Origin of the sequence: Massilia glaciei (genome assembly GCF_003011895.2) — a bacterium.
GTDB lineage: Bacteria > Pseudomonadota > Gammaproteobacteria > Burkholderiales > Burkholderiaceae_D > Telluria_A > Telluria_A glaciei.
This window is the reverse complement of record NZ_PXWF02000302.1, coordinates 1-25,277: the sequence shown is the minus strand read 5'-3', so window position 1 is coordinate 25,277 and position 25,277 is coordinate 1. Positions and strand designations below refer to the sequence as shown.

Annotated in this window: 29 protein-coding genes and 2 pseudogenes; 19 read left to right on the top strand and 12 right to left on the bottom strand. The window is 65.8% G+C overall.

From position 1 onward, the window contains the following. On the bottom strand, positions 1-1,660 hold a 1,660-nt coding region (locus tag C7C56_RS23370; RefSeq protein WP_106759756.1), incomplete at its 3' end, for a hybrid sensor histidine kinase/response regulator. Positions 1,661-1,705: 45 nt separating this feature from the next. Then, positions 1,706-2,263, bottom strand: coding sequence for a hypothetical protein (locus tag C7C56_RS23365; RefSeq protein WP_146204618.1), 558 nt, complete (start codon positions 2,261-2,263; stop codon positions 1,706-1,708). Positions 2,264-2,488: 225 nt separating this feature from the next. Between C7C56_RS23365 and C7C56_RS23360 the strand changes: the two genes are divergently transcribed. Next, positions 2,489-3,208, top strand: coding sequence for a carboxylesterase family protein (locus C7C56_RS23360; RefSeq protein ID WP_219933214.1), 720 nt, complete (start codon positions 2,489-2,491; stop codon positions 3,206-3,208). Positions 3,209-3,335: 127 nt separating this feature from the next. Beyond that, positions 3,336-3,551 carry a hypothetical protein gene (locus tag C7C56_RS23355; RefSeq protein WP_106759754.1) on the top strand — a complete coding sequence of 72 codons (216 nt, stop codon included), beginning with the start codon at positions 3,336-3,338 and terminating at the stop codon, positions 3,549-3,551. Between the two features lie 13 nt (positions 3,552-3,564). On the opposite strand, the gene C7C56_RS23350 is transcribed toward C7C56_RS23355, so the two are convergent. Next, on the bottom strand, positions 3,565-4,047 hold the full coding sequence (locus C7C56_RS23350) for a GNAT family N-acetyltransferase (protein ID WP_229458949.1): 483 nt from the start codon (positions 4,045-4,047) through the stop codon (positions 3,565-3,567). Then, positions 4,044-4,352 carry a YciI-like protein gene (locus C7C56_RS23345; protein ID WP_106759753.1) on the bottom strand — a complete coding sequence of 103 codons (309 nt, stop codon included), beginning with the start codon at positions 4,350-4,352 and terminating at the stop codon, positions 4,044-4,046. The genes C7C56_RS23350 and C7C56_RS23345 overlap by 4 nt, the downstream gene beginning before the upstream one ends. Positions 4,353-4,556: 204 nt before the next feature. Between C7C56_RS23345 and C7C56_RS23340 the strand changes: the two genes are divergently transcribed. The 5 genes from C7C56_RS23340 (at position 4,557) to blaOXA (ending at position 7,169) form a co-directional block, all read left to right on the top strand. Further along, positions 4,557-5,009, top strand: coding sequence for a hypothetical protein (locus C7C56_RS23340; protein WP_106759752.1), 453 nt, complete (start codon positions 4,557-4,559; stop codon positions 5,007-5,009). Between the two features lie 2 nt (positions 5,010-5,011). Further along, positions 5,012-5,158 (top strand): hypothetical protein, encoded by a 147-nt coding sequence (locus C7C56_RS29105; protein ID WP_181373321.1) that lies wholly within the window; start codon positions 5,012-5,014, stop codon positions 5,156-5,158. 39 nt (positions 5,159-5,197) lie between these two features. Then, positions 5,198-5,788 (top strand): GGDEF domain-containing protein, encoded by a 591-nt coding sequence (locus tag C7C56_RS23335; RefSeq protein WP_106759751.1) that lies wholly within the window; start codon positions 5,198-5,200, stop codon positions 5,786-5,788. A gap of 168 nt (positions 5,789-5,956) precedes the next feature. After that, positions 5,957-6,340: a SirB2 family protein gene (locus C7C56_RS23330; protein WP_106759750.1), complete on the top strand. Its 384-nt coding sequence runs from the start codon at positions 5,957-5,959 to the stop codon at positions 6,338-6,340. Positions 6,341-6,359: 19 nt separating this feature from the next. Beyond that, a complete protein-coding gene (gene blaOXA, locus C7C56_RS23325; protein WP_106759749.1) occupies positions 6,360-7,169 on the top strand; it encodes a class D beta-lactamase in 810 nt (269 codons plus the stop codon). Positions 7,170-7,184: 15 nt separating this feature from the next. Here blaOXA and fdx read toward each other — a convergent pair whose 3' ends face one another. Together fdx and C7C56_RS23315 are read right to left on the bottom strand one after the other, a co-directional pair. Further along, positions 7,185-7,523 carry an ISC system 2Fe-2S type ferredoxin gene (gene fdx, locus C7C56_RS23320; RefSeq protein ID WP_106759748.1) on the bottom strand — a complete coding sequence of 113 codons (339 nt, stop codon included), beginning with the start codon at positions 7,521-7,523 and terminating at the stop codon, positions 7,185-7,187. Between the two features lie 147 nt (positions 7,524-7,670). Further along, a complete protein-coding gene (locus C7C56_RS23315; RefSeq protein ID WP_106759747.1) occupies positions 7,671-8,201 on the bottom strand; it encodes an OB-fold protein in 531 nt (176 codons plus the stop codon). A gap of 307 nt (positions 8,202-8,508) precedes the next feature. Between C7C56_RS23315 and C7C56_RS23310 the strand changes: the two genes are divergently transcribed. Then, positions 8,509-9,318 (top strand): cytochrome b/b6 domain-containing protein, encoded by an 810-nt coding sequence (locus C7C56_RS23310; RefSeq protein ID WP_106759746.1) that lies wholly within the window; start codon positions 8,509-8,511, stop codon positions 9,316-9,318. A gap of 230 nt (positions 9,319-9,548) precedes the next feature. Beyond that, positions 9,549-10,397 carry an endonuclease/exonuclease/phosphatase family protein gene (locus tag C7C56_RS23305; RefSeq protein WP_106759745.1) on the top strand — a complete coding sequence of 283 codons (849 nt, stop codon included), beginning with the start codon at positions 9,549-9,551 and terminating at the stop codon, positions 10,395-10,397. A gap of 278 nt (positions 10,398-10,675) precedes the next feature. Here the strand turns inward: C7C56_RS23305 and C7C56_RS23300 are convergent, their stop codons facing one another. After that, complete coding sequence (locus tag C7C56_RS23300; protein WP_106759760.1) at positions 10,676-11,002, bottom strand: thioredoxin family protein; 327 nt, start codon at positions 11,000-11,002, stop codon at positions 10,676-10,678. A gap of 216 nt (positions 11,003-11,218) precedes the next feature. On the opposite strand from C7C56_RS23300, the gene C7C56_RS23295 reads away from it, so the two are divergent. After that, on the top strand, positions 11,219-12,172 hold the full coding sequence (locus C7C56_RS23295; protein ID WP_106759759.1) for a DMT family transporter: 954 nt from the start codon (positions 11,219-11,221) through the stop codon (positions 12,170-12,172). Between the two features lie 249 nt (positions 12,173-12,421). Here C7C56_RS23295 and C7C56_RS23290 read toward each other — a convergent pair whose 3' ends face one another. From C7C56_RS23290 to C7C56_RS23280, 3 genes are all read right to left on the bottom strand, one after another. Next, positions 12,422-13,891 (bottom strand): M61 family metallopeptidase, encoded by a 1,470-nt coding sequence (locus tag C7C56_RS23290; protein WP_106759744.1) that lies wholly within the window; start codon positions 13,889-13,891, stop codon positions 12,422-12,424. A gap of 214 nt (positions 13,892-14,105) precedes the next feature. Continuing rightward, entirely contained in the window at positions 14,106-14,636 is a 531-nt protein-coding gene (locus C7C56_RS23285) for a M23 family metallopeptidase (protein WP_229458948.1), read from the bottom strand. Positions 14,637-14,681: 45 nt separating this feature from the next. Beyond that, positions 14,682-15,533, bottom strand: a complete 852-nt coding sequence (locus tag C7C56_RS23280) for a PA4780 family RIO1-like protein kinase (RefSeq protein WP_106759743.1) — start codon at positions 15,531-15,533, stop codon at positions 14,682-14,684. Positions 15,534-15,721: 188 nt separating this feature from the next. Between C7C56_RS23280 and C7C56_RS23275 the strand changes: the two genes are divergently transcribed. Both C7C56_RS23275 and C7C56_RS23270 read left to right on the top strand, forming a co-directional pair. Further along, entirely contained in the window at positions 15,722-16,321 is a 600-nt protein-coding gene (locus C7C56_RS23275; protein WP_106759742.1) for a YdeI/OmpD-associated family protein, read from the top strand. A gap of 115 nt (positions 16,322-16,436) precedes the next feature. Next, a complete protein-coding gene (locus tag C7C56_RS23270; protein ID WP_106759741.1) occupies positions 16,437-17,168 on the top strand; it encodes a glycosyltransferase family 25 protein in 732 nt (243 codons plus the stop codon). A gap of 44 nt (positions 17,169-17,212) precedes the next feature. Here C7C56_RS23270 and C7C56_RS23265 read toward each other — a convergent pair whose 3' ends face one another. Beyond that, entirely contained in the window at positions 17,213-17,608 is a 396-nt protein-coding gene (locus C7C56_RS23265) for a DoxX family protein (protein ID WP_109246597.1), read from the bottom strand. A gap of 147 nt (positions 17,609-17,755) precedes the next feature. After that, on the bottom strand, positions 17,756-18,451 hold the full coding sequence (locus C7C56_RS23260) for a Crp/Fnr family transcriptional regulator (protein ID WP_106759740.1): 696 nt from the start codon (positions 18,449-18,451) through the stop codon (positions 17,756-17,758). Between the two features lie 103 nt (positions 18,452-18,554). Between C7C56_RS23260 and C7C56_RS23255 the strand changes: the two genes are divergently transcribed. The 7 genes and pseudogenes from C7C56_RS23255 (at position 18,555) to C7C56_RS23225 (ending at position 24,822) form a co-directional block, all read left to right on the top strand. Next, positions 18,555-19,310 carry a class II aldolase/adducin family protein gene (locus C7C56_RS23255; RefSeq protein ID WP_106759739.1) on the top strand — a complete coding sequence of 252 codons (756 nt, stop codon included), beginning with the start codon at positions 18,555-18,557 and terminating at the stop codon, positions 19,308-19,310. A gap of 187 nt (positions 19,311-19,497) precedes the next feature. Next, the gene (locus tag C7C56_RS23250) at positions 19,498-20,310 is read left to right on the top strand and encodes a crotonase/enoyl-CoA hydratase family protein (protein ID WP_106759738.1); all 813 of its coding nucleotides are present in this window, start codon (positions 19,498-19,500) and stop codon (positions 20,308-20,310) included. Positions 20,311-20,989: 679 nt separating this feature from the next. After that, a pseudogene (locus C7C56_RS30385) lies at positions 20,990-21,271 on the top strand (ATPase domain-containing protein); the annotation flags it as partial. Then, positions 21,268-21,624, top strand: a complete 357-nt coding sequence (locus tag C7C56_RS30380; protein ID WP_181373322.1) for an ATPase domain-containing protein — start codon at positions 21,268-21,270, stop codon at positions 21,622-21,624. The pseudogene C7C56_RS30385 and the gene C7C56_RS30380, both read left to right, overlap by 4 nt. Next, positions 21,624-22,355: an ATPase domain-containing protein gene (locus C7C56_RS23235; RefSeq protein WP_106759735.1), complete on the top strand. Its 732-nt coding sequence runs from the start codon at positions 21,624-21,626 to the stop codon at positions 22,353-22,355. Before C7C56_RS30380 ends, C7C56_RS23235 begins: the two co-directional genes overlap by 1 nt. Then, positions 22,352-23,035 (top strand): annotated as a pseudogene (locus tag C7C56_RS30375) (PAS domain S-box protein); the annotation flags it as partial. The gene C7C56_RS23235 and the pseudogene C7C56_RS30375, both read left to right, overlap by 4 nt. Before the next feature lie 65 nt (positions 23,036-23,100). Beyond that, on the top strand, positions 23,101-24,822 hold the full coding sequence (locus tag C7C56_RS23225; protein ID WP_106759733.1) for an EAL domain-containing protein: 1,722 nt from the start codon (positions 23,101-23,103) through the stop codon (positions 24,820-24,822). Positions 24,823-25,277: the final 455 nt, after the last annotated feature.

The window sequence follows — 25,277 nt, the reverse complement described above, 5'->3', positions numbered from 1 at the left end:
ATTTAAGGGATGTTGTACTAGTTCGGTTCCCGGGACGCAAGGCGTCCGGCCCATCACCCCCGACCCGCCCCAGCAACCCGAGAATCCGGTCCGGCTCCGCCGGCTTGGCCAGGTGATGCGCGAATCCCGCCGCGCGCGCATTGGCCCGGTCGGCGGCCTGCCCGTAGCCGGTCAGCGCGATCAGGGTGGCCCCGGCGAACATGGGCATCGCGCGCAGACGGCGCGCCAGCTCGTAGCCCGATATGTCGGGCAGGCCGATATCGAGGATAAACACATCGGGCTGCTCCGAACCGGCCCATTCAAGCGCCCCTTTGGCGTCGTAATGCGTGCTCACGTGGTGCCCGCCGCCCTGCTCGAGCAAATGCGCCAGGCTGATCGCGGCATCGATATTGTCGTCCACGATCATCACGCGCAAGGGCCCCGCGTTGGCCGGCGCCGGCTCCCGCTCGGCCCCGGCCGCTTCCCCGCCATCGTCGTTAAGCGGCAGGTGGACGGCAAAGGTGGTGCCCGGTTCCGGATCGTTGCCGCGCACCGCGACGCTGCCGCCATGCAGTTGCACTAGGCTCCTGACCAGCGCCAGACCCAGCCCCAGCACGCCTTGCGCGCGGTCGGGCGCCCGCTCCCCCTGCGAGAACAGATCGAAAATGCGCGGCAGCAAATCGGGGGCGACGCCCTCGCCGTCGTCGCGCGCCGTCACCACCACATGCGCCGCGTCGCGCTCGAGTCCGACGTGGAGATGTCCGCGCGGCGCGCTGTACTTGGCTGCGTTGTTGATCAAGTTGGCGAACACCTGCACCAGCCGCGTCTTGTCGCCCTGCATCCAGACCGGCTGCGCCGGCAGCGCCAGCGCCAGGCTGTGCTGGCGCGATTCGATCAGCGCCGCGCTCTGTTCGAACGCGCGTTCGAGCGCCGACTTCAGGTCGAGCCGCTCGAGGTGCAGCGAGACCTGCCCGCGGGTGACGCGCGAGACGTCGAGCATGTCGCCCAGCAGACGGTTCATGTGCTCGACCTGGCGGCCGATGACGTCGCCCGCGTAGCGCGCCCGCGCCTGGTCCAGCCGCGGCATCCTGAGCAATTGCGCGGCGGTGCTGATCGGCGCGAGCGGATTGCGCAGTTCGTGCCCGAGCATGGCGAGGAACTGGTCCTTCGCCTTGTTCTCGCCCTCGGCCATGCGGCGCGCCTTCTTTTTGCCCTCGATCAAGGCCTGGCGCTCGGACTCGGCGTCGCGCCGGTACTGCTGCGCCTGCACCAGGCGCTCGCCGGCCAGATGCAGCGCGGTGTGCAGTTCGCTGACCTCGGTCACGCGCGAGCGCTGCGGCTGGGGCGGGATGCCATTGCCCAGGTCGATCGCGGCGCGCACCGCGCGCGCGATGGCGTTGACGTGGGCGCGCGCGAAAAACGCCGCCAGAATGCCGGCGCACAACATCGCCGCGACCAGGCCCAGTGCCGCGACCTGCGTCGCGCGCCGGGCCGAGCGCTCGATCATCTCGACCGGCGCCGCCACCGCGACCGCCCAGCCCGACAGCGAAGAATCGGTGAACACGTCGTACGATTCGGTGCCTTCGAGCGTGCGGTGGCGCAGGCGCCCTTCGCGCGCGCCGGCGGCGGCGGCCACCAGTTCGGGCCGGGACATTTTGCCGATGCGTTGCGGCGCGTTCAAGTTGCGTCCGACGAAGCGCCCCTGGCGGTCGATGATGCCCCCCCCTTAGGGCACGCGCGCGCTGGCGATCAGTTCGGTGAAATAGCCGCTGTCGAAAACCTCGACCAGGCTGTGGCGCGCGCCGGCGAGCGCCGCCACCGGCACATTGACGCTGGTGGCGAGGCGCTGCGCGGCGCCGCTGTAAAACAGGTTCGAGACCGTGGTGCGGCCGTCGGCCGCGCCTGGCGGCGTACCCGCGGCAAACCCCGCCACCGGCAGCGCATTCCCCCAAGGCACCGCCGTATTGAGCAATCGCCGGCCGCGCGCGTCGAGCAGCACGGTCCAGCCCTTGGGCCTGCGGCTGGCCATCCTGGCCTCGTTGTGGAACGTGCCCAGGCGGGCGGACGCCAGCGAAGGCGAGGCGCCGAGCACGCGCAGCGCCGCCTCGGCGCTGTAGAGTTCGCGCTCGACCAGCAGCGCCACCGCGCGCGCGGTTTCGGCAAGGCCGCGCAGGGCGTCATCCCTCTGCGCGTTCTGCAGCATGTTCAAGGCGATGCCGGCAAACAGCACGACCGGCACCCGGATGCCGGCGGACATAAGGAATAGATAGGCATGGATACGCATGCTGGGCGAGTGGAAACGATGGCGTCGGGCACCGACTGCGCCATCATAACCGTTGCGCCAAAGCGCGCCAAACGGCAACCGTGCGCGGCATCGGCGCGCCGTTCCGCACCGTTGTGGAAAGCGCGGCGGACACGCCGTTTGGCCCGCCTTTAGAAAATATTTTCTCAGTCACAAGGCAATCCACTAAAATTGCCTGCGCCCGCAACCAGCCCAACCGACGAGACCATGACCATGACCCACGGATTTTTCCGCCGCATCCTGTTCGCCCTGCCCGCCCTGTGCATGGTCGCCGCCGCCTCGGCCGCCTCGCCGCAAATGGCAAAAACAAGCACCGTCAAGGCGAAGGTGAACTACCTCGCCTTTCTGCCAAAAACGTATTCGGCCAAGGGCGCGCCGGTCCCGCTGATCATCTTCCTGCACGGCTCGGGCGAACGCGGAACCGACCTCAACAAGGTCAAGGCCTGGGGACCGCCGGCCATCGTCGAGAAGGACCCGAACTTCCCGTTCATGGTGGTCTCGCCCCAGGTGCCGGACGGGCAGATGTGGGAGTCCTTCGCGCTCAAGGGCATGCTCGACAACGTGCTCGCCAAGTACAACGTCGACAAGCGCCGGGTCTACCTGACCGGTATCAGCATGGGCGGCTATGGCGCCTGGGAGCTGGCGATGCGCTATCCCGACTATTTCGCGGCGATCGCCCCGATTTGCGGCGGCGGCTGGACCCGTTTCGCCGAGCGCGTCAAGGGCATACCGACCTGGGTGTTCCATGGCGCCAAGGACGACGCGGTGCCGGAGCAGGAATCGGCCGCCATGGTCGCCGCGATCAGGGCCGCCGGCGGCGACCCCAAGTACACCGTGCTGCCCGAGGGCGGCCACGTCGACGCCTGGGTCCACGCCTACGACAAGGCCGGGCTGTTCGAATGGTTCCTGCAACAACGCAAACCTTGAGGGCGGCCGCCCGCATAGGCCAAAGTGACTAGTCGCCTTAGCCCGAACGGCGGCTTGACCGTCCCCGCCGTTTTTTGCAAATCTCAACAGCGCTAAATCGCGTTAATCCTTCGCAAACAAGGCCCGGATGCAGATTGAAATTATCAAACTGCCGGGCCTGAGCGACATGCTCGCGGCCAGCGCGGTCGCGCGCACGCTGTCCTCGGCGGCGGGCGTGGGCTCGGTCAGCGTCTGCCTGGCGCAGGGCTGCGCGAACGTGTTGTTCGACCAGTCGACCACTTCCCGCGCCGCACTCGACGCGGCCTTGCTGCTGGCCGGATACCCCGGGAAGCCCGGCGGCTAGGCGGCCGCCCACTTCAGACGAGCTGCTTGGCCAGACATACCGCTTGCGCATTGCCCGCGTATTTACCGTAATTGGCGATGCGCGCGTAACCGCGCCCCTCGTAAAATCGCACGGCGCGGGTGTTGACCAGGCGCGTTTCGAGCCAGAGCGCGCGATAGCCGAGCCGGGCCGCCTCGGCTTCGAGCCAGGCCAGCAGCGCGCTGCCGACGCCGGCGCTGCCGGGCGCGGCATACATGCGCTTGATTTCGGCGATGTCGTCCCCGAGCGGGCGCAAGGCGCCGCAGCCGAGCGCGCGGCCGTCGCAGCCGCGCGCGAGCACGAAGCAGGCCCGCTCACCGCGCACGTCGTCCGGATCGAACGAGGCGCGCCCGCTGTCGCCGGTGATCGCGCCCAGCGCGTCCGAGAGCGCGTCGAGCAGGGCGACGGCCTCGGGCGCGCCCGGGTCCGACCTGTCGATGCCGGGCGGGGCGCGGGGCGGCGCCGGGTTCTCGCTCAATGCGAATCCGGCCTGACGATGGTGGTCGCGGCCTCGCCGACCACGGTGGTCCACGGGCGCACGCGCCAGGCCTTGACCAGGCCGTTGGTCACGTACGGATCGGTCGCGGCGAACCGCTCGGGGATGTCTTTCGAGGCGCAGTCGAACAACAGCACCGCGCAATCGGCCGGTTCGGCCAGCGCGCCGGCGATGACGATCTCGCCGCGCTCCTGCGCCTCCCATGCGAGCTTCAGATGTTCGTTGCGGAATTGCCCGCGGCGCGCGAGATAGTCGTCGGAAAGGTCGTAAAACAGCAGAAAGTGCATGACAGGAAACCATTTTCTTTAGTCAATAATTCAACCACTTTAGCACAGGCGACCACCGCCCGCCGAGGAGCCCAGGGTTGCAAAAGGTGGCGCGGCACGCGAAAGTTTACGCCACACAGTTGCTTAGGGGCAATATCACTCAACGCCGCCGATGCTACAATCGACGCCTTGCAGCTGCCAGCAGCAACCACCATAAGGCCAGCGATGCTTCACATCGATCCTGAGCTGCTTCGCAATTCGCGGCAATCCGCGTACCGCAGCGCGGTCGAGCAAGGGTATCGCTCGCTGCGCTTCGAAGGCGCGCTCGAGCGCCAATTCGAGGCGTTCTACACCAAGGCGCACCTGATGCGCCTGCGCATGGCCGGCTTTCTCGCGATTGTGCTGTTCAGCATGTTCGTGGTGATCGACATCTCGACCCTGCCGTCGCACCTCTGGGAACGCACGGTGGCCATCCGCGTCTGCCTGGTCCTGCCGACCTACGTCCTTACGCTGGCCATCAGCTATGTCCGGGCCTGGCGCGCTCACCTGCGCCTGGCGGTGTACGTGGCCTCGCTGACCACCGGCCTGGGCACGGTGGCGGTGATCGGCATCGGGCTCGAACAGGGTTTCCCGATCCGCTACGAGGGCATCTTGCTCGTCCCCTGTTCATCTACCTGATCGTGTGCCTGCAATGGCGGCGCGCGCTGGCGGCCAACACGCTCACGCTGGCGGCCTTCATCGTCGTCGAGATGCTGTACCAGCACGATGCGCAGGCGCGGCACTACGAGATCGTCTTCATGGTCGCGGCCAACGAGGTGGGGGCCTAAGGCGGCTATTTTCTCGAGTACAGCACGCGCACCACTTTCCTGGCGCACGCCCTGCTCAACGAACTGGCCGAGCGCGACGGCCTGACCGGCCTGTTCAACCGGCGCACGCTCAACACCCACCTCGAACGCGTCTGGCGCCAGGCCAACCGCGACAAGCGCGACCTCGTCGCGATCGCCATGATCGACATCGACCACTTCAAGCGCTACAACGACCGCTACGGCCATGTGCCGGGCGACGCCGCCCTCAAGGCGGTCGCCGACGTGGTCGAGCGGCAGGCCCGGCGCCCGCTCGACCTTGCCGCGCGCTACGGCGGCGAGGAGTTCGCCGCGGTCTGGTACAACCCCGCGCCCGAGGAGCTCGAGAACATGGGGGCGCAGATCACGGCGGCCGTGACGGCGCTGTCGATCGCGCACCTCGACAACCCTGGCGGCAAGCTTAGCGTCAGCGTCGGCATCGCCCTGATGCGCCCGTCGGCCGGGCAATCTGGGCCGGAGTTGCTGCACGCGGCCGATACGGCCTTGTACCAGGCCAAGAACCAGGGCCGCAACCGGGTCGTGCTGTTCCGGTTCACGGGCGCCGACGCCCTGCTCGCGCCAAAGCGCCCGCCCGGCGCGCCAGAGGCCGGTTAGACGCTGCGCCACTGGAACACACTGGAACACGCGTTCGAACGCGCCCCACCGGGTCGGTGGGCGCCGAGCCCACCGCATTGCGCTTATTGACCGGCGGTATTACCATGGCACCGAACCGGGCCGCGCGATCGCACGCCCGACCACCCCGCCCTATGGATGACACCCCTGATGGAATACCTCGCACTCAAGCACGCCCACGTCGGCTTCGTCGCCCTTAGCGGCGCCCTGTTCCTGCTGCGCGGCGCATGGATGTTGCTGTCGTCGCCCCAGCTGCAACAACGCTGGGTGCGCATCGTGCCGCACATCGTCGATTCGTCGTTGTTGATCAGCGCCGTGCTGCTCGCGCATAAAAGCGCCCAGTACCCGTTCGTCCATACCTGGCTTAGCGCCAAGGTGATCGCGCTGTTCCTGTACATCGTGCTTGGCACCGTGGCGCTCAAAAGCGGGCGCACCAAGACCATCCGGGCCTGGGCCTTCGCCGGCGCGCTCGCGCTGTTCGCCTACATCGTTGCGGTCGCGCTTAGCAAGCAGGCCACCATCGTCGCGCTGTAGTCAAAACCGGGGCGTGCAAATGACTGTCAAAGCACTGATCCTCGCTTTCTGTGTGGCCGGCGCGGCAACCCAGGCCGCCGCCGCGCCAATTCCCTTGCGCTGCACCGCGATGGCCGACGCCACGGACGGCAGGCGCCTCGTGCACGAGGGCCGGTGCAATGTGCGCGTCACGGCGGCATCGACCTTCAAGATCGCGCTTAGTTTGATGGGCTACGACAGCGGCTATCTGGTCGACGAACACACGCCGCTGCTGCCTTTCCAGCAGGGCTACACCGACTGGAACCCGGCCTGGCGCAGCGCCACCGCCCCCACCAGCTGGATGAACGATTCGGTCGTCTGGTACTCGCAGAAGCTGACGACAAAACTGGGGCACGTGCGCTTCCAGCGCTACGTGAACGGTTTCAAGTACGGCAACCGGGATCTGTCCGGCACCTCGCACGGGAACGACGGCCTCACGCGCGCCTGGCTCAACGCATCGCTGAAGGTGTCGCCGCTCGAGCAAGTCGATTTCCTCACCAAGGTGGTCAACCGCAAACTGCCGGTCAAGGCCAAAGCCTACGAGATGACGCAGCGCCTGCTCAAACGCGAGACCTTGCCGAACGGCTGGGAAATTTACGGCAAGACGGGCACCGGCCATCCATTGCTTGGCGACGGCAAGAGCGACTACGCGCATTCCTACGGCTGGTATGTGGGCTGGGCCAGCAAAGGCCAACGCACGATCGTGTTCGCGCGCCTGGCGCAGGACCAGAAAGAGGAAGCCGGCAACGCCGGACAGCGCGTAACGGAGGCATTCCTGCGCGAGCTTCCCGCGCGACTCGACGCGCTGTAGGCGCCGCCACCGGCTTTACATCGATTCCTTGACCAGGTTGAGCGTGTAACGGGGGATCTCGACCTGCAGGTCGGCATCTGACACGCGCGCCTGGCACGACAGGCGCGAGTTCGCCTGCAGGCCCCAAGCGCGGTCGAGCATGTCCTCCTCGTTTTCATCGGGTTCGTTAAGCGACGAAAAACCCCGCGTGACATACACATGGCAGGTCGTGCAGGCGCCGACCTTGCCGCAGGCGTGTTCGAGGTCGACGCCGTGCTCGAGCAACGCGTCCAAGACGGTGGTGCCGGCGTCGACCTCGATGCTCGCGCCCTCGGGCGCGCTTTCCGGATGGGGAAGTACGGTGATTTTGGTCATGGATGGGTCGCAGTTGGCCGCCGCGCGGCTGGAAGTGGAACGCCCATTATAGGCCGCCCTTTGCGCCGGGTGCGCCGGGTGCGCCGGGTGCGCCAGTTTCGCCGCATACCGGGCCCGGCCCGTGCGGCCCCGCCCTTTACCGGGCGCCTAGTCGTCCCGGCTCCTCGCGCTCAGTCGCCTGCTGCCCGACATGCGCTCGCGCACCGCAAGCAAGATGCACGAGTCTGCCACCGGCACCTTGGCCACGTCGCCCTTGCCGGTGCACTTGAGCGAGACCTCGACCCCGGACCTGAGCTTGCTAAGCGCCCGCAGCGCCGAACGGTCGAAGCCGAATTGCGGTTGCAGGAACTCGCTCGTGCCCCCGCGCAGGGTGATGAAGGGGTCGCCCATGGCATCGGCGTTGATGCTGACCACCATGCCCGAGACCATGAACGGTCGGCCGCGGAAATCCTTGTTGGCCGACTCGGCGTTGGCGCGGTAGGCGAGCGCGAGCTCGTGCGCCGTCACTGCCGGCAGCGCTTGCATCCATTGGCGCTCGATCGCCTGCTCGGCCACTTGCTCGACCCGGTCGACGAGCGCGAGGTCCGCCGTTTTTTTGGGTGGCGTCAGCAACATCACTAAGACAATTGCAAGCACGCCGATAGCGACCACGCCGCTGCATATGAATGATGTTTTCATCCGATACCTCAAGAGAGCATTGCCTGCGATCCCGCGCTGAACTGAGGATAGTTATAAAACCTGCAAAGGGGATGTTCGCGATTTCACGCACATCGACGAAAAACGGTCCGAAATACACGCGGCTCAAGGTTGGGCAATCCAGGCCCGTGCCAAGTTCACAGGGCGGGCGCGACTTTTCTCCGGTTGCGGCCCGCCCTTGAGCCATCTCAGCGAATGGGGCGCTGCGTGCGCACCAGCGCCGGTGCCCAGCCTCCAATGGTAGGCGCCCCCACCCGCGCCCCAACCGCACAACAGAAAAGGAGAGCCGATGGGCACACCAATCGACGATGCCGGGATCATCGACCCGGCGCCCCGGAGCGGCGTTGGCAGACGCCGCAGGCGGCTGCGCGGCGACGGCACCGTGCTGGTCTGGGACGCCCCGCTGCGCATGGCGAACTGGCTCATGATGCTCAGTTTCGCGGGCGCCTATTTCAGCGCCGGGCACGCCGACTGGGAACTGGTGCACCTCACCTTTGGCTACACCCTCGCCGGCCTGGTGGGGTTCCGCATCTTGTGGGGGCTGGTCGGCACGCGGCATGCGCGCTTTGCCAGTTTTGTGCGCGGCCCGGGCGCGGTGCTGCGCCACCTGCGCAAGCTGCTGGCCGGGCGGCCCGAGCGCCACACGGGCCACACCCCGACGGGCGCGCTTGCGATTCTCGCCATGCTCGGCCTCGCGCTCGCCATCGCCGCCACCGGCTGGATGCTCGACACCGGACGCGCCGGCGAATTCACCCCGCAATTGCACCAGGGGCTGGCCAACCTGATGCTCATCGTCGCCCTCGCCCACCTCGCCTCGGTGTTCCTGACCGGCTGGATGCACCGGCAAAGACTGGTCGCCGCCATGCTCCACGGGCGCAAACGCGCCTCCCCCGACGACAGCATCGCGCGCAGCTGGCGCAGCCTTGCGCTGCTGTTGCTGGCCGCGGCCCTGTGCTTCTGGTGGTTGCAGTGGCAGGGCGAACCGATCGTCGGCGACCGCGCAAACCAAACCATCTCGCTCGAGTTGCCGGCCGCACCGGCGCAGGCGCCGCCCGCCCAGGCACCGCCGCCCGCCGAAGCGGCCGGACCGGCGGCATAGCGCATGTGGCGCGTGTGGCGCGTGTGGAGCATCGCTCGCGCGCACTGGCGGAGCGGTTGGAGTACGATACCGCGAATCGGCCGGCATGCGCCGGTCCCGCTTCCAGGCACGGCAGCGCGGCTTGGGCAAAGCGCGCCGCTGATCCACCTCACGGCGCGCGTTCAGCCACGCCGATATCCTGCATCCACGTCCGCGCACCGCGCGCGGCAACAACCTGAGGCAAGCGAACGATGAAAATCATCACCTGGAATATGCAGCGCGGCCGCGGCACCGACGGCGTCGCCGACCTCGGACGCGCCGTGGCCATGCTGCGCGCGTTCTCCGATTTCGACGTCCTGTGCCTGCAAGAAGTCGCCTGCGGCTACACCGACCTCGACGGCTACGACGGCAGCGACCAGTTCGCCGAAATGGCCACCCTGCTGCCCGGGTACACCGCCCTCAACGGCAAGACCGACGACGCCAACGCGCATCCGCCTCGCGCCTTCGGCAACATGATGTTCTCGCGCTACCCGGTGCTGCAGGCGTGCAGGCACAGCCTGCCGTGGCCGGCAGAAGATGGCGTCATGAGCATGCAGCGCGGCGCGCTCGAGGCGACCGTCGACACACCGTCGGGGCCGCTACGCGTCTGCACCACGCACCTGGAGTATTTCTCGCCGCGCCAGCGCGCCGCCCAGGTCGAACGGTTGCGCGAGCTGCACGTCGAAGCCATCATGCACGCCCGCACGTCGCGCCCGGGCCTGTTCAAGCACGGTCCGTTCGCCGTCGTCCCGCGCGCGGCGGCGGCCGTGCTGACCGGCGATTGCAATTTTTTGCCCGATTCGACCGACCATGCGCGTTTGCTGGCGCCCTTCGACGACGCCAGCATTCCGCCCTACCTCGACGCATGGGCGCTGGCCCATCCGGGCCAAGCGCATGCGCCGACGGTCGGACTGCACGACGCCTCGCCAGAACCGGACCGCCCGTTCACCATCGACTACATCTATCTGAGCGCCGACCTGGCGCCAAGGGTGCGCCGCCTCGAAGTCCACGGCGACGCCACCGGGTCGGCGCACCAGCCCGTCCTGCTCGAGCTTGGCTAAATCAAAAGCCGACAAAGCGCCATGCGAGCCGACGACCGCATGCGCCACCGGCGGCGGCGCCGCCGGCTCAGAGGCTGAGAGTTTTTCGGGCGTGCCCGGGCAGCCCGCCAGAAAGCGGCAGATCGAGGCGCAAAGCACAGCCATAGCGGGCTATGGCGAGCATTTGCAACGACGAACTGGCGCTTTCTGGCGTGATGAGCGGGCATGATCGAAAGACTCTCAGCCTCTCAGAGTCTGAGAGTTTTTTTAACGTGCCCGGGCAGCGCGCATGAGACTGGTCAAGCGGCCGCGCCCGCCTCGCGCAGCGCCGCACGCACCGCGTCGGCACTGCCCGGCCGCACCACGCGCGCGACCTCTTCGCCGTCCCGGAGGATGACCACGGTCGGCCACAACTTGACCCGGAACGCGCGGCCCAGCGTCCGGCCGCTGCCGTCCTCGACCTTGATGTGCCGCACTTGCGTGCTCTCGGCCAAGGCCGCTTCGATCGCCGGCTTGGCCCTTTGGCAATAACCGCACCAGTCAACGCCGAACTCGAGCGCTACCACGCCGGGCAATGCCGCGACCGCGCCGCGCTCCGGTTGAACCGTGTCATAAGGCTTGCTCATCATTTGCTCCTTGCATATTCAAAAGGTAAAGCCGGCGCGGCGCCAGGAACGGCCGGCGACACGCCATCATCGATGGCCTGATTGTAGGCCGAACGGCAAGTCGGTGCAGAACGGGCGGCTCAAGCGAGCGCGGCAGTTAAATCAAGATCACGGCCTTGCCCACAGGCAAGCAATGGATGTGCGACACTAGCGGCCTTTCAATTTGGAATGCAAGCGATGTGGATAGGCGTACTGTGCGGCCTGCTGGCGGGGGCGATGTGGGGGATGGTGTTCATCGTGCCCGAATTGCTCGCCGCGTTCACGCCGATCGAACTCGCGGTCGGGCGCTACATCGCGTATGGCGTGATCGCGTTCTTCCTGATGCTGCCGCGCCTGTCCCGCCTGCTCGGCCGGCTCGAGCGCAGCGACGGCGCCGCGCTCGTGCGACAGGCGCTGGCCGGCAACATCGTCTACTACATGCTGCTCGCGCTCGGCGTCAAACTGGCCGGCGTGGCGCCGACCTCGCTGATCATCGGCCTGCTGCCCATCGCCATCACCCTGCTCGGAAAACACGACCACGGCGCGGTGCCGCTGCGCACGCTCGCGCGGCCGCTCCTGCTGGTCGCGGCGGGGATCGCCTGCATCAATGTCGACGTCTTCATGCACGCCCAGGCCGTCGGCGGCGACATCGGCAAGACCCTGCTGGGCCTGCTGTGCGCGACGGGCGCGCTGCTGTGCTGGACCTGGTATGCGATCGACAATGCGCGCCACCTCAAACGCAACCCGCACTTCAGCAGCGCCGAGTGGTCGGCCCTGTACGGTCTCATGAGCGGCTTGATCGCCACGGTGATCGGCGTCATCGCGTTCGCGCTGTGGCATGAACGGGTTACCGGCGCGGCCGCCGTTGCGAGCGGGCGCAACTGGTCCACCTTCGTGTTGATGAACGCGGCGCTCGCGCTCGGCGCCTCGGTCATCGGCAACCATTTGTGGAATATCGCCAGCCGGCGCGTGCCGCTGACCCTGTCGGGCCAGCTGATCTTGTTCGAGACCCTGTTCGCCTTGCTGTACGGTTTCATCTACAAGCAGCAGTTCCCGCGCGTGCTCGAGATGTGGGCGATCGGCCTGTTGATCGCGGGCGTGGTGTGGGCGGTCGGCCTGCACGCCAAGAAAGATGAGATTGCCCACGTGTGAGGGAAACAATCACGCAAGCTTGGCATCACCCGACATGACGTGAATTTCGAGGCAGCTAATTCCCGTGATACCGGGAGGGTTCACGCAATGGTCGACACCGGGATTTGCCGGACCTTAAGGAGAGTAACAACGGATACGCGGCGACGAGCAGTGGAGTGGCGCCCAGTTTCACATTGCATCGACACGCAGATGGGATGTGGATGATTCAAGCGCATGACCGCCGCCTGGCGCTCCACATCCCGAGCCCAATCAGTATGGGACGCCAAAGATGGCGGTGAAGCGCTTGCGTTGCTCTGCCGTTACATCCTTGTTGCGCTGGACATGGGTCTCAAGCATGCCCGCCACATCTACCTGCAGACCTATTTGGGCCATCATTGGCGCCATGTCGAGCGCCGTTTCGGACCCCAAGTGAGTCTCCAGCATCGGTCCCAAATCGACACCGCCAATTTGCATGCCGACGCGCACGATGTCGGCATGGGTGTAAGTCTTGCCTGGCTTGCCGAATTCGGCATACAGCGCCTTCATCAAGTCCTCCAGTCCCAGCTTGTCACCGGTGGCGCGGCGCAGTTCGAGGTCCATCGCCATTGCCGCGATCGTACCGCCGCCATAGACCAGCAACCAGTTGCGATGCTTGTCCTTGGCCGCAGCGCGCACCGTTCCCTTGAGTCCCATCAGCTTGCGCGCCACATGCTGGCCACGCACCATGTTCTGCAAGTGCTGGTTGATGAACTCACGGTCAAGCAAGTCGTTGCGCGCCATGGCCATCACGGTCAGGTAGTCGGTAACGCCTTCCTTGAACCATTCTTCCTCCGGGTTTGCCGGCACCAGTGTGAGTCCGTTCCAGAAATGGAGCAGCTCGTGCGCCACCACCCGTCCCCAGATCATGCGCGATGCCTCATCGGCGTCGCCCTTCAGGTACTGGCTGAAGCTGCCGGAAAAGGCGCCGCCATCGCCGCTGTCGCCCTGATTCAACACCAGCATGAAGCGCTCCGCCAATGGCGGCTTGCCGAGCATGGCGACGTAGGATGCCAGTTGGCGGTCGATCACTTGCTTGATCATCGCACTTTGCGCCCAGTAGCGCTTACCCATGACGAGCTTTATCTGCATGCCGCCGGAGCTGAAGTCTTCCGACTTGGCAGTGCCGAAGAACAGGACATTGTTGACCAGCTCGCGGCGCGTATTGGCCGTGAAAGTGTTGGGCTTGTCTGTCGGGGCCCACTGCGTATTGACGGACCAGCCCGGCGGCAGCGCGACCGTGACTTCAGTCTTGCCCAGCATCGCCTTGAGCGGCACCAGGAACAGCGCGTAGGCGCTGCTGAGGAAGCCCTCGTCGGTACGGTAAAACACTTCCTCATTGCCACCCGGCCACTCGTACTTGTCATGGTCGAGGCGGACTTCGTAGCGGAGCTTCACGCGGCGGTCGCCGTCAAGTTCGAAGTCGCCTTCGCCTTTGTTCTTGAGCCTTATCTGCTTGCCGGCCATGTCGGTGACCACTATATTTTCGAGCAAGTCAGCTTGTCCGTTCTTGAGTTTTGGAATGGGCATGGTGTTAAATATCGCCAGCTCATCACCTTCAACCCATACGTCTGCTTCGACTTGGGCCCGCTTGGCGTCGTCCGAGATTGTCAGGCGGTAGTGATTGGGGGCTTGGTCATAGGCGGCGATGGCCGATTGCGTCAGCAACATGAAAGCGGCGGCCATCCAAGTCTTCCTGTTCATCTTAATACTCCTAAATCGTCATTGGTAAAATAACAACAGTAACCCGACTGATCGCGCAGTGCACCGACGAGCCGACGAAATGACAATTTGTGTGAATAGAATGCCTGTGGAATGCCTGTGGAAAGCCTGTGGGAAGCGATTTTTGCTTCCCACATCCGGTTATTCGAACAGCGCTGGATAAATCCATCCAACACTCTGCGCCAAAGCGCCATCGCTAGTTGGCGCTTTGCTTCTTGGCCAGCAATGGATAGGGATTGATCGCGCCGCCACTCGTGTAGACACCGTAGTGCAGGTGCGGCGGCGTGGTCTTCGCATTGCCGGTGTTGCCGACATAGCCGAGCAGCGTGCCGACCTGTACCCGCTCGCCCCGCACGACGACCGCCGGCTGGTCGAGATGGGCGTAGTAATGCCGCTGTCCGCTTGGCCCGAGCACCCACACCACATTGCCGCCCAACGAATTGTCCCCGCGGCTAAGCACGATCCCCTCGGTCGAGGCGAGCACCGGCGTGCCCCTTTTGGCGAAGATGTCGATGCCTTCGTGGCGGCGTCCCGGCGCGCGCGGCGCGTGCCAGGTGTCGCGAATGGCGCCGCGTTTAATATCGGCCACCGGCATGGCCAAGCTGGTGGGCGCGGGCATCGAGGCCAGGCGCATGGCGTACCACGCGCTCTGCAGCCAGGGCAGCGCCAGCACGAACAAGCCGCCCAGCAGAACGACCAGAAAAATTTTACGCAGTGCCTTAGACAAGGATGGCCCCGATTCCCATAAGGAGTGCTGCAGCCGGCGCGCCGATCACGACGCCATGTCGGCCTTATGCCGCTCGATCTCTTCGGCCTCTTCGCGCGCGAGCGCGATTTCGCGGATGACGGCGTCCACATCGACCGCCCCGGTCGGCGCGGCGACCTTGCCCGTCAGAGGCGACTCCGGCGTCAGCAGGCCGGCCTCGTATAAACCCCATATCTCCTTGCCATACTGGCTCTCGAGCAGCGCGGGGACGATGGTGCCGAAGAAGGTCGCCAGATTCGTCACGTCGCGCTCGAGCATGCTCGAGGCCACGCTGCTGCTGGCCGCGTCTATCGCCTGCGGCAAGTCGATGATGACGGGGCCCTGGGCGTCGACCAGGATGTTGTATTCGGACAGGTCGCCGTGGATCACACCGGCGCACAGCATCAGCACCACCTGGTGCAACAAGGCGGCGTGGTAGGCCAGCGCCAACTCGGGCGTCAGGGGCACGCTGCTCAGGCGCGGCGCCGCGTTGCCGTCGGCGTCGGTCACCAGCTCCATCACCAGCACGCCCTCGAAGCACTGGTACGGCGTGGGCACGCGCACGCCGGCCGCGGCCAGGCGGTGCAAGGCGTCCACCTCGGCGTTCTGCCAAACCTCCTCGGCCATCTTGCGGCCGTAGCGGCTGCCTTTCTCCATGGCGCGGGCCTGGCGGCTGTTCTTGACGCGCCGCCCTTCCTGATAGGCGACGGCCTGGTGGAAGCTGCGCTGGTTCGCTTCCTTGTAGACCTTGGCGCAACGGATTTCGGCGCCGCAGCGAACGACATAGACGGTCGCCTCCTTGCCGCTCATCAGTTGCCGCTTGACTTCGTCGATCAAGCCTTCCTGCACCAGGGGCTCGAGTCTTTTGGGTGTTTTCATAAATTTTCTAAAATACGCGCCGGCGGCATGGGACTGGCCGGTCCGGGTGTGCGTGACGCCCGCAAGGATACAGCATGTTCGCGCGCCGCGGCCTTTCGCCCGGCCGGCCGCCCGATGGCCGGCGGCAACGCTGGACTGGCGGCGGCGGCCTCGGTATATTGTTTCCATTATTAATAGAGGGAAACAACATGGCCGCCACCGATCCCCGACTCGACGCCTACATCGCCAATGCGGCCGAATTTGCCCAACCGATCCTGACGCACCTGCGCGCGGTGGTGCACGCGGCCTGTCCCGGGGTCGAGGAGACCATCAAATGGGGCTTGCCCCATTTCACCCACAAGGGCATGCTGTGCCACATGGCGGCGTTCAAGGCGCATTGCGCCTTCGGGTTCTCGAAAGCCGATCTGGTCATGGCGGCGCACGCCAAGACGGGGGCGATGGGCGAATTCGGGCGCATCGCCTCGGTCGCGGACCTGCCGTCCAAGGCCACCCTGGTCAAATTCATCAAGGCGGCCAAGAAACTCAATGACGAGGGCGTCAAGTCGTCCGCGCAAAAAAAACCGGCGACGCCGCTTCCGCTCGGGGTGCCCGGCGACCTGCTCGCCGCCCTGGTCGCGGCCGGCCCGGCCCTGGCCAACTTCGACGTATTCACCGCAGCGCAAAAGCGCGAATACGTCGCCTGGCTCGACGAGGCAAAGACCGATGCGACCCGCCAGCGCCGCCTTGCGCAGGCCGTGGAATGGATCGCGCAGGCCAAGACCCGCAACTGGAAATATGCGAAATGCTAGTTTCCTGAAATCAATAATGCCGACGTATTGAATTGGGATCGGCAACTCGGGTATAGTGCATCGCGGCCCGCCAAATTGCGCGGAATCAATGTGTTGCAGAATCCGACGATAAGAAATGCGAATTTTTGTACTGAGCCTGCCATCGAGCAGCGAGCGTCGCTCCAGGGCGAGCGCGAAACTGGCGCGTGAAGGCATTCCATTCGAATTCATCGACGCCGTCGATGGACGCACCGGCCAGCACCCCTACCTTTCCAACTACGATGAAAAAGCGTTCCTGATCAACCGCCGGCGCAAGGCCGCCCCGGGCGAGCTCGGGTGCTATGTCAGCCACGTGCTCGCATGGGAAAAATGCGTCGAGATCGACGAGGCGGTGGTCGTGCTCGAGGACGATTTCGAAATCACCGAGCAATTCGCCGCCGGATTGAAATTCATCGAACCCTATGTCGACCGGGTCTCGTTCGTGCGGCTCGAGCCGCTCGAGTCGCGGTTTTTCGTCCGCTCGGTCAAGGGCGAGCATTTTTCGCTCGTCAAACAGGTCAAGGTCGGCATGTGCGCGACCGGCTATGTGATCACGCCGCAGGGGGCGCGCAAATTCCTCGAAACGGCGACCGCGATCCGCTACCCGATCGACCTGTTCCTGAAATATACGTCCATCCACAAGCAACTGATGCACGCCCTGATTCCGCGCGTGGTTTATCCGACCCATGCCGACTCGATCATCGGCATCGACGCGCGCAATGCGCGTGAAAAGGGTTTCGTGCTGGGCTTGCGCCGCTTTGGCGCGAAGTGGCGCTTTGTCGCCGCGAACGCGTTCGTCAACCTCAGAAACATCGGCACCAAATTCTGAGGCGGCGGCCGGCGCCGCGCCGGCGCCGCCTTGCCACGCGCCTGTTAGTTCGCCTTGGCGCGGGCCGTGTCGACCGACATGCCGGTCGCACCCGAACTGACCAGCAACAGCAGGCCGCCGGCCATCGCGATGTTTTTCATGAACAAGATCATCTGGATCTGGTCGGCGAAATTGCTGTGGAACAGCGCGCCCGACACCACGCAAAATCCCGCCAGCGCCAGTGCCGCCAGGCGCGTTTGAAAGCCGGCGATGATCGCCAGGCCGGCCAGCAATTCGAGCGCGACGGTCGGCCAGAACAGCAAGGTGGGCACGCCCATCGCCTGCATGTAACCCATCGTCGCCTCCGCGCTGGTGAGCTTGCCGAAACCCGACATCACGAAAATGAGGGACAGCATGACGCGTCCGGCGACGTGGGTGAGATCCAAGATTTGCTTGTTCATGGTTTTCTTCCTGTTCTGGTTGATGTGCGCCGTCTGATGGGCGATGAACACACTATAGCGGTTCCAAAAACAGTTAGGAAGCCATCGGATCGAGTATCATTGTTCCGCAAATAGAACAATACGGGCGCGCGACTTCAGCCGCCCCGGTCAGCCCCCGGTCAGGCCATCAAGCCGCTGCTCCGACATCACCTCGATGTAGCCGTAACCCAGTTGGACAATCCCGTCGGCGGCCAAGATCCGCAATTCCTTCGACAGGGTCTGGCGCGTGATGCCGAGCATCATCGCCAGCGCCTCCTGCGACACCGGCACGCGCGGGCGCATATGGGGCGACATGTTGGCGTCGCCGCGCGCGAGCAGCAACAGGCGCCGCGCCACGCGCGCGCGCGTCGAGCGCAGCGTGGCGTCCTCGACCAGGCCGTAGAGCAAGCGGATCCGCGCCGCGAGCAGCATGGCGATCGCGCGCGCGAACACCGGGCGCGCCATGAGCGCGTCGAAACTCGATTGCGGCAATTGCAGCACCTCGACCCCGGCGACTGCGGTCGCGTCGTGCGTGCGCGGGCGGTGGTCGATCAGCGAGATTTCGCCGAACCAGATCCCGGCCTCGATCACGGCCAGAATCGCCTCCCTGCCATCCTCTCGCAGCGACGACATCTTGAGCGTGCCCTTGACCACGGCGTAGAAGTACGACGCCGGATCGCCCTGGCGGAACAGCATCTCGCCCGGAAGCAGGCGCAGCAACTCGGCCTGCGCCACCATCAGTTCGCGCTCGGCGATGGGTAGGCCGGCAAACCAACGGTTGCCCGACAATGCGGCGAGCAGCGCGCCCTGTTTGGCGTTGGGCATTTTTTCTCGATTGTAAATAATTTGACAGTTCCAATTGTAGCGCGCCTGTACTGTTTGACACAGCCGCGCGCCGCGGACAACCAACAGCAAACCGGAGACAAGCATGGAAATCAAATCGCTCAAGGGCCAGGTCAGCCCCGAGGAATGGCAAACCAGGGTCGACCTCGCGGCCTGCTACCGGCTGGTCGGCTTGCATGGCTGGAGCGACCTCGTGTTCACCCACATCAGCGCCCGCCTGCCCGGCCCGGAACACCATTTCCTGATCAATCCCTACGGTTTGATGTTCGACGAGATCACGGCCTCCTCGCTGATCAAGATCGACCGGCAATGCACCAAGCTGTCCGACTCGCCGTTCCCGGTCAACCCGGCCGGCTTCGTGATCCACAGCGCCATCCACGAGGTGCGCGACGACGCCAAATGCGTGCTCCACACCCACACCCGCGCCGGCGTCGCCGTCAGCGCGCAGCAATGCGGGGTGCTGCCGATCTCCCAGCAGTCGACCTTCGTGCTGGCCTCGCTGGCGTACCACGGCTACGAGGGCGTGGCCTTCCGCGACGACGAGAAGCCGCGCCTGCAGGCAGACCTGGGCGCGGCCAACTTCATGGTGCTGCGCAACCACGGCCTGCTCGTGGCCGGCGCCAGCATCGCCGACGCCTTCCTCGCCATGTACACCTTCGAGATGGCGTGCCAGATCCAGATCGCGGCCCAGGCCGGCGGCGCCCTGACCGAGGTCGATGCGCGCATCGTCAAGGGCGTGGCCGAGGCCATGCGGGTGCAGACGGGCGGCCTCGGCGGCGCCTTCGCCTGGCCCGCGCTGCTGCGCAAGCTAGACCGCGTCGACCCGGGCTACGCCACATGAGCCACGCGTGGAGCCGGCGGCGGCGGCGTGGCGATCAACACGCGCAGGCGCTGGCGGCCGGCGCCTAGCCTGCCACCGAGCTATGCATCAGTGTATTAACGTTGCTTGCTTGATACAAAAATGCATAACCGGGCGGCCGCGCGCGGCGCTTGTTTATACTGGAGCGAAACCACTTCGAAAGCCTCCAATGGATTACCAGACCCTGAGCGTGACGCTCGAACGGAACGTTGCCTTGATCCGCCTGAACCGGCCGGACAAGGCCAACGCGATGAACATGCAGATGTGGCAGGAGTTGCGCACGGCATTCCAGTGGGTCGACAACACGCCCGAGGCGCGCGTGGCCATCCTCGCCGGCGAGGGCAAGCTGTTCACCTCCGGCATCGACCTGGCCATGATGATGGGCATCGGGCCGCAGATCCAACACGACTGCGACGGCCGCACGCGCGAGGCCTTGCGCCGCCTGATCCTTGACCTGCAGGACACGCTGACAAGCCTGGAGCGCTGCCGCAAGCCGGTGCTGGCGGCCGTGCATGGCGCCTGCGTGGGCGGCGGGATCGATCTGATCACCTGCGCGGACATGCGCTATTGCTCGGCCGACGCCTGGTTCAGCATCATGGAGATCGACATCGGCATGACGGCAGATGTCGGCACCTTGCAGCGCCTGCCCAGGCTCATCGGCGAAGGCATGGCGCGCGAATTGGCCTACACCGGGCGCAGGGTCGAGGCGGCCGAGGCGCGCGAGATCCGGCTGGTCAACCGCATGTTCGAGACGCGCGAGGCGCTCGAGGCGGGGGTGCGCGGGATCGCCGAGACCATCGCCGCCAAGTCGCCGTTGTCGATCCGGGGCGTCAAGGAGATGATCACGTATGCGCGCGACCACAGCGTCGCCGACGGCCTCAACTATGTCGCGACATGGAACGCGGCCATGCTGATGTCGGACGACCTGCACGAGGCGATGATGGCCAAGATGGCCAAGCGCGAAGCGAGCTTCAAGGATTAGAGGCGGATTCGACGCGCATTGAAAACCACACCGCGTTCAGACCAGGGCAGAACCGGGGTCTGACCCCACTTATGAAATCTTCCACTATCGGGGTCAGACCCCGATAGTGGAACTCACTTTGAAAAGTCCGGCATGCGGGGGCTTCGCGATGCTTGACCGCAAAGATTTCGCAACCGGGGTCTGACCCAGGGTCTGACCCCGGTTGCGCAATAGAGCAGGCAACACTAAGTAGGGAGCAATAAATAACCAAGCAACAAATTACCCGCCACATCGCCCCGCGCATGCGCCACCGCATCCGCGGGGCGATGCCGTTTTGGGCCTGCGCGTTGCGCGTCGCGCGCTTTGCGCCTTATGCGAACAGCATAAACAAAAAACACAAATGCTGCTTTGGCTCAACGAAAATGCCATTTTCACACGCTAAATGACAAATCGCTCAAGAAGGCATTTAACTTTTCACGCCAACAGGTGTAATTTGAACGCACGTCTGCGTGAGGTCCATTTTGCGCATCCGCAAAAACGTCACGATCTGAAAACGACAAGCCACCGATGCCAACCGCGCTGCGAACCGACCACCAAAATCCCCGCGTCCCAACCGGGGTTCCCGGTTGCGACGAGATCCTCGGCGGGGGCTTGATCGCGGGGCGCACCTACCTGCTCGCCGGCCCCCCCGGGCGCCGGCAAGACCATCTTCTCCCTGCAGTGGATGCGCGACGGCGCCGCGCGCGGCGAACGGTGCATGTACATCACCTTGTGCAAGCCGGGAGCGGCCATCGCCGCCGACGTGGCCGCCTTCGGCTGGCACACCGACGGCATCGACATCGTCGAGCTCTCGCCAACCGGCGATGCGCTCGGCGAGGGCATGGGCGACTACCAGATCTTCCCGCCCAGCGAGGTCGAGCGCGTGCCCGCCTGGAAGGCCGTCTACGACGCCGTGCGCGAGATGGCGCCGCGCGGCTGGTGATCGATTCGGTGACCCAACTGCGCTACCTGGCCACCGATGAGTACCAGTTCCGCAAGAACATCCTCGGCCTCGTCAATTTCCTCGACAAGGCCGGCAGCACCACCCTGCTCGCCTTCGAACCGAGCGAAATGGAGCGCGACACCTCGGTCGCGCTCGCCGTCGACGGCGTCCTGCGCCTACGCTCGGAGATCTCGCCGGCGCGCGCGATCGGCCTGCGCAGCATCGAGGTCGACAAGATGCGCGGCTCCGGCTTCATGTCCGGGCGCCACCCGCTGCGCATCGCCGCCGACGGCATCCGGGTCTTCCCGCACCGGATCGAGGGCACCGGATCGCTGCCCCCGGCGGGGAGCTGATGTCGTCGGGCATCCCCGCGCTCGACGAATTGCTCGGCGGCGGCCTCGAGTCCGGCACCACCACGCTGCTGACCGGGCCGACCGGCGCGGGCAAGAGCACGCTCGGCACCCAGTTCCTGGCCCACCACGCCAGGCTGCGCAAAAGCATCATCTTCACCTTCGAGGAGGCACCCGCGTTCATCCTCGCGCGCAGCCGCGGCATCGGCAACCCGGTCGACCACCTGGTCGCCTCGGGCACGCTCAAAATCGTGCGCGTCAATCCGCTCGAACTGTATCCCGACGAGTTCCTCGCGGTGGTGCGCCACGCGGTCGAGGTCGACGGCCACACGATGGCCATGATCGACAGCCTGCGCGGCTACCAGTTCGCGATGGAGGAGTTCGGCAAGCCGCAGGCCCACATCCACAACCTGGTCAGCTACCTCTCGCGCCTGGGCGTGAGCACGGTGCTGATCAACGAGGTCGAGCACATCACGAGCACCAGCCTGAAGGCGACCGACCTCGGCGTGAGCCACCTGGCCGACAACATCGTGCTGCTGCGCTACGCCGAATACGCCGGCAAGGTCATCAAGATCGTCGGCTGCCTGAAAAAACGCATCGGCAACTTCGAGCCGGAGTTGCGCCAGCCGCGCGTCGATGCCGGGGGCATCCACATCAGCGAGAAACTCGACAACCTGCACGGCATCCTGACCGGCATTCCCGCCGCCATCAAAGACCACGGGCCGACCGCATGAACCGCATGCCCAACACCGCCATGATCGGCCTGATGCTGTCCAACCCGCCTGACCGGCAACTGCTCGCCGAGCACCTGCGACAGATGGGCTACGGCGTGCGGCTGCTCGACGGTGCCGGCCCCGGCGGCGCCGACGCGCACATCGCGCTGGTCATCGTCGACGAGGCCGCGGCGCGCCGCCACGCGGCCGGCCTGGCCGCGTTCAGGCGGGCCCAGCAACCGCTGGCCGTGCCGATGCTGCTCACGCTCACGGGCCACGCGCGCGCCGCGCCCTGGCTGCGCGCCGGCTTCGACGACGTGTTGCGCCTGCCGCTGCAAAAGGACGACCTGCTCGCGCGCCTGGAGGCCTTTTTGCGCCTGCGGCGCCACGCCGAGGACATCCTCGGCGAGAGCACGCGGCGCTTCCACGCCATCTTCGACCTGGCGCCGGTGGGCATCGTCCACATGACGCCCGAGGGCCGGCTCGCGCTGTCGAACGCGCGCTTTCGCGACATGCTCGGCTATGCCGAGGGCGCTCTGGCGGGGCTGACCATCGACCAGATCCTGCACCCGGACGACGCGGCCGGCTTCCGGCGCACGCTAGCGCGGTTGCGCCCCGACTGCGCGGGGCCGGTCGAACGCGCCGACATCCGCTTTCGCCGCAACGACGGCGCGCCGGTCTGGACCTCGCTCGCCATCTCGCTCGTGCGCGAGGGCGCTCAACTGCGCGCCAGGCGATCGCGCACGCCGGGCGCCACGCGCGCCAGGTGTGGGTCGTCTTCATCGACCTCGACCGGTTCAAGCTGGTCAACGACACGCTCGGCCACCGGGCCGGCGACGGCCTGCTCAACACCATCGCCGCGCGGCTCGGGCCGATCATGCGCGAGAGCGACACCGTGGCCCGCTTCGGCGGCGACGAGTTCGTCATGATCCTGTCCGGGGACGCCGACGAGGGCCTCAACGCGGGCATTTTGGAGCGCGTCATGGCCTCGGTCGCCGAACCGGTCGTGATCGAGGCGCAGAAGTTCCACCTCTCGTGCAGCATGGGCATCGCGGTCTACCCTGACGACGGGCGCGAACCCGAAACCCTGATCGACCACGCGGACCTGGCCAGGTACCGCGCCAAGGAGACGGGCCGCAACACGTTCCAGTTCTACGCGGCGGCGATGAACGAGGCGGCGCTGCAGCGCGTGCGGCTCGAAAAGCACCTTCGCAACGCGCTCGAGCGCGGGGAATTCACGCTGCAATACCAGCCCCAGGTCGACCTGCACAGCGGCAGGATCGTCGGCGTCGAGGCCCTGCTGCGCTGGCAGCATCCCGAGTTGGGCGCCGTCGCGCCCGACAAGTTCATCGGCCTGGCCGAGGAGACCGGCCTGATCGTGCCGATCGGCGCCTGGATCATCCGCACCGCCTGCGCCCAGAACAAGGCCTGGCAGCGCGCCGGCCTGGCACCGATCCGGATGGCGGTCAACCTGTCGGCGCGCCAGTTCGCGCAGCGCGACCTGGTCAAGTCGGTGGCCCGGGTGCTCGAGGAGACCGGGCTGGCGCCCGAATACCTCGACATCGAACTGACCGAGACCATCATCATGAGCGCGGTCGAGGACACCATCGCCGTGCTCAACGACTTCAAGGCGCTCGGCGTGCAACTGTCGATCGACGACTTCGGCACCGGCTACTCCAGCCTGGCCTATTTGCAACGTTTCCCGATCGACGTGCTCAAGATCGACCGCGCCTTCGTGCACGACATCACGCACGCGATCGACAACGGCGCGATCGCCAACGCGATCATCGCGATGGCGCACAGCCTCGGCATCGAGGTCATCGCCGAGGGCGTCGAGACCGAGGCGCAGTGCGAAATTCTGAGCCGGAACATGTGCGACGAGATCCAGGGCTACTGGTTCTCGCGCCCGACCTCGCACGAGGCCATCGGGCGCATGCTCGAAGAGGGGAAATGCATCCCCGCGCACCTGTTGCGATCGCAAGGGCGCCAGCGCACCCTGCTGTCGGTCGACGACGAGGCGCACGTGACGTCGGCCCTGCAACGGGCGCTGCGCAGCGAAGGCTACCGCATCCTGACGGCGGCCAGCGGCGCCGAGGGCCTGGCCGTGCTCGCCGAGAACCATGCCGACGTCATCCTGTCGGACCAGCGCATGCCGGGCATGTCGGGCGTCGATTTCCTGCGCAACGCCAAGCGCAGACATCCCAACACGGTGCGGCTGGTGCTGTCGGGCCACACCGAGCTGCGCTCGATCACCGACGCCATCAACGAGGGCGCGGCCTACCGCTTCCTGACCAAGCCGTGGGACGACGACCATCTGCGCGAGCACCTTGCCGAGGCGTTCGCGCACAAGGAGATGGCCGACGAGAACCGGCGCCTCAACCAGGTGGTGCAGACGGCCAACGAGGAGCTGGCCGCGCGCAACCGCAGCCTGCGCAACCTGCTCGACCAGAAACAGCGGCTGGACGCCGCCGCGAACCGCCTCCCGTGATCGCCACCGCGCCCCCACCGGCCGGGCGCGGCGAGCCGGCCGCACACATCCGCGCCACGCACCCGGGCGTGGCTGCGGCATGGTCCGCGCGCCGGATGTAAACACGGCACCCCAAACGACACCCCAAAAGCGTCCTCGGCCGACCTTCCCTTTGTGTTCGCCGAACAACAAGCAGCGCTTAAATGTCCTGCACTGCACAATTTAAATAAACGCTGGGAAATATTTATTCTAGTGAGCCTCTTGCAAAACTCAAAATGGGTTAAATTCAACGATTTTCCCGCCGCTTCTATCGAGCGGTTTTTCATAAATTGTGGCTTTTCGCGGCGATCACGGAGGCGGGATCATGATTTTCCCTGGCGACGGGCGATCACTGCCCTGCCACTTGTATAAGCAACGGTTTGAAAGCTGGAAGCTGTAGGTTTGCGTGCTTTTCATCGTCGCAATCGCATCAACTG

Coding starts and splice junctions, on each gene's coding strand:
- C7C56_RS23355 (WP_106759754.1), top strand. CDS start 3,336: ATGCAGATTGAAATTATCAAACTGCCGGGCCTGAGCGACATGCTCGCG.
- C7C56_RS23280 (WP_106759743.1), bottom strand. CDS start 15,533: ATGAAAACACCCAAAAGACTCGAGCCCCTGGTGCAGGAAGGCTTGATC.
- C7C56_RS23360 (WP_219933214.1), top strand. CDS start 2,489: ATGACCATGACCCACGGATTTTTCCGCCGCATCCTGTTCGCCCTGCCC.
- C7C56_RS23275 (WP_106759742.1), top strand. CDS start 15,722: ATGGCCGCCACCGATCCCCGACTCGACGCCTACATCGCCAATGCGGCC.
- C7C56_RS23330 (WP_106759750.1), top strand. CDS start 5,957: ATGGAATACCTCGCACTCAAGCACGCCCACGTCGGCTTCGTCGCCCTT.
- C7C56_RS23305 (WP_106759745.1), top strand. CDS start 9,549: ATGAAAATCATCACCTGGAATATGCAGCGCGGCCGCGGCACCGACGGC.
- C7C56_RS23315 (WP_106759747.1), bottom strand. CDS start 8,201: ATGAAAACATCATTCATATGCAGCGGCGTGGTCGCTATCGGCGTGCTT.
- C7C56_RS23270 (WP_106759741.1), top strand. CDS start 16,437: ATGCGAATTTTTGTACTGAGCCTGCCATCGAGCAGCGAGCGTCGCTCC.
- C7C56_RS23260 (WP_106759740.1), bottom strand. CDS start 18,451: ATGCCCAACGCCAAACAGGGCGCGCTGCTCGCCGCATTGTCGGGCAAC.
- C7C56_RS23300 (WP_106759760.1), bottom strand. CDS start 11,002: ATGAGCAAGCCTTATGACACGGTTCAACCGGAGCGCGGCGCGGTCGCG.
- C7C56_RS23340 (WP_106759752.1), top strand. CDS start 4,557: ATGCTTCACATCGATCCTGAGCTGCTTCGCAATTCGCGGCAATCCGCG.
- C7C56_RS23255 (WP_106759739.1), top strand. CDS start 18,555: ATGGAAATCAAATCGCTCAAGGGCCAGGTCAGCCCCGAGGAATGGCAA.
- blaOXA (WP_106759749.1), top strand. CDS start 6,360: ATGACTGTCAAAGCACTGATCCTCGCTTTCTGTGTGGCCGGCGCGGCA.
- C7C56_RS23295 (WP_106759759.1), top strand. CDS start 11,219: ATGTGGATAGGCGTACTGTGCGGCCTGCTGGCGGGGGCGATGTGGGGG.
- C7C56_RS23265 (WP_109246597.1), bottom strand. CDS start 17,608: ATGAACAAGCAAATCTTGGATCTCACCCACGTCGCCGGACGCGTCATG.
- C7C56_RS23310 (WP_106759746.1), top strand. CDS start 8,509: ATGGGCACACCAATCGACGATGCCGGGATCATCGACCCGGCGCCCCGG.
- C7C56_RS23365 (WP_146204618.1), bottom strand. CDS start 2,263: ATGCGTATCCATGCCTATCTATTCCTTATGTCCGCCGGCATCCGGGTG.
- C7C56_RS23290 (WP_106759744.1), bottom strand. CDS start 13,891: ATGAACAGGAAGACTTGGATGGCCGCCGCTTTCATGTTGCTGACGCAA.
- fdx (WP_106759748.1), bottom strand. CDS start 7,523: ATGACCAAAATCACCGTACTTCCCCATCCGGAAAGCGCGCCCGAGGGC.
- C7C56_RS23250 (WP_106759738.1), top strand. CDS start 19,498: ATGGATTACCAGACCCTGAGCGTGACGCTCGAACGGAACGTTGCCTTG.
- C7C56_RS23235 (WP_106759735.1), top strand. CDS start 21,624: ATGTCGTCGGGCATCCCCGCGCTCGACGAATTGCTCGGCGGCGGCCTC.
- C7C56_RS23345 (WP_106759753.1), bottom strand. CDS start 4,352: ATGCACTTTCTGCTGTTTTACGACCTTTCCGACGACTATCTCGCGCGC.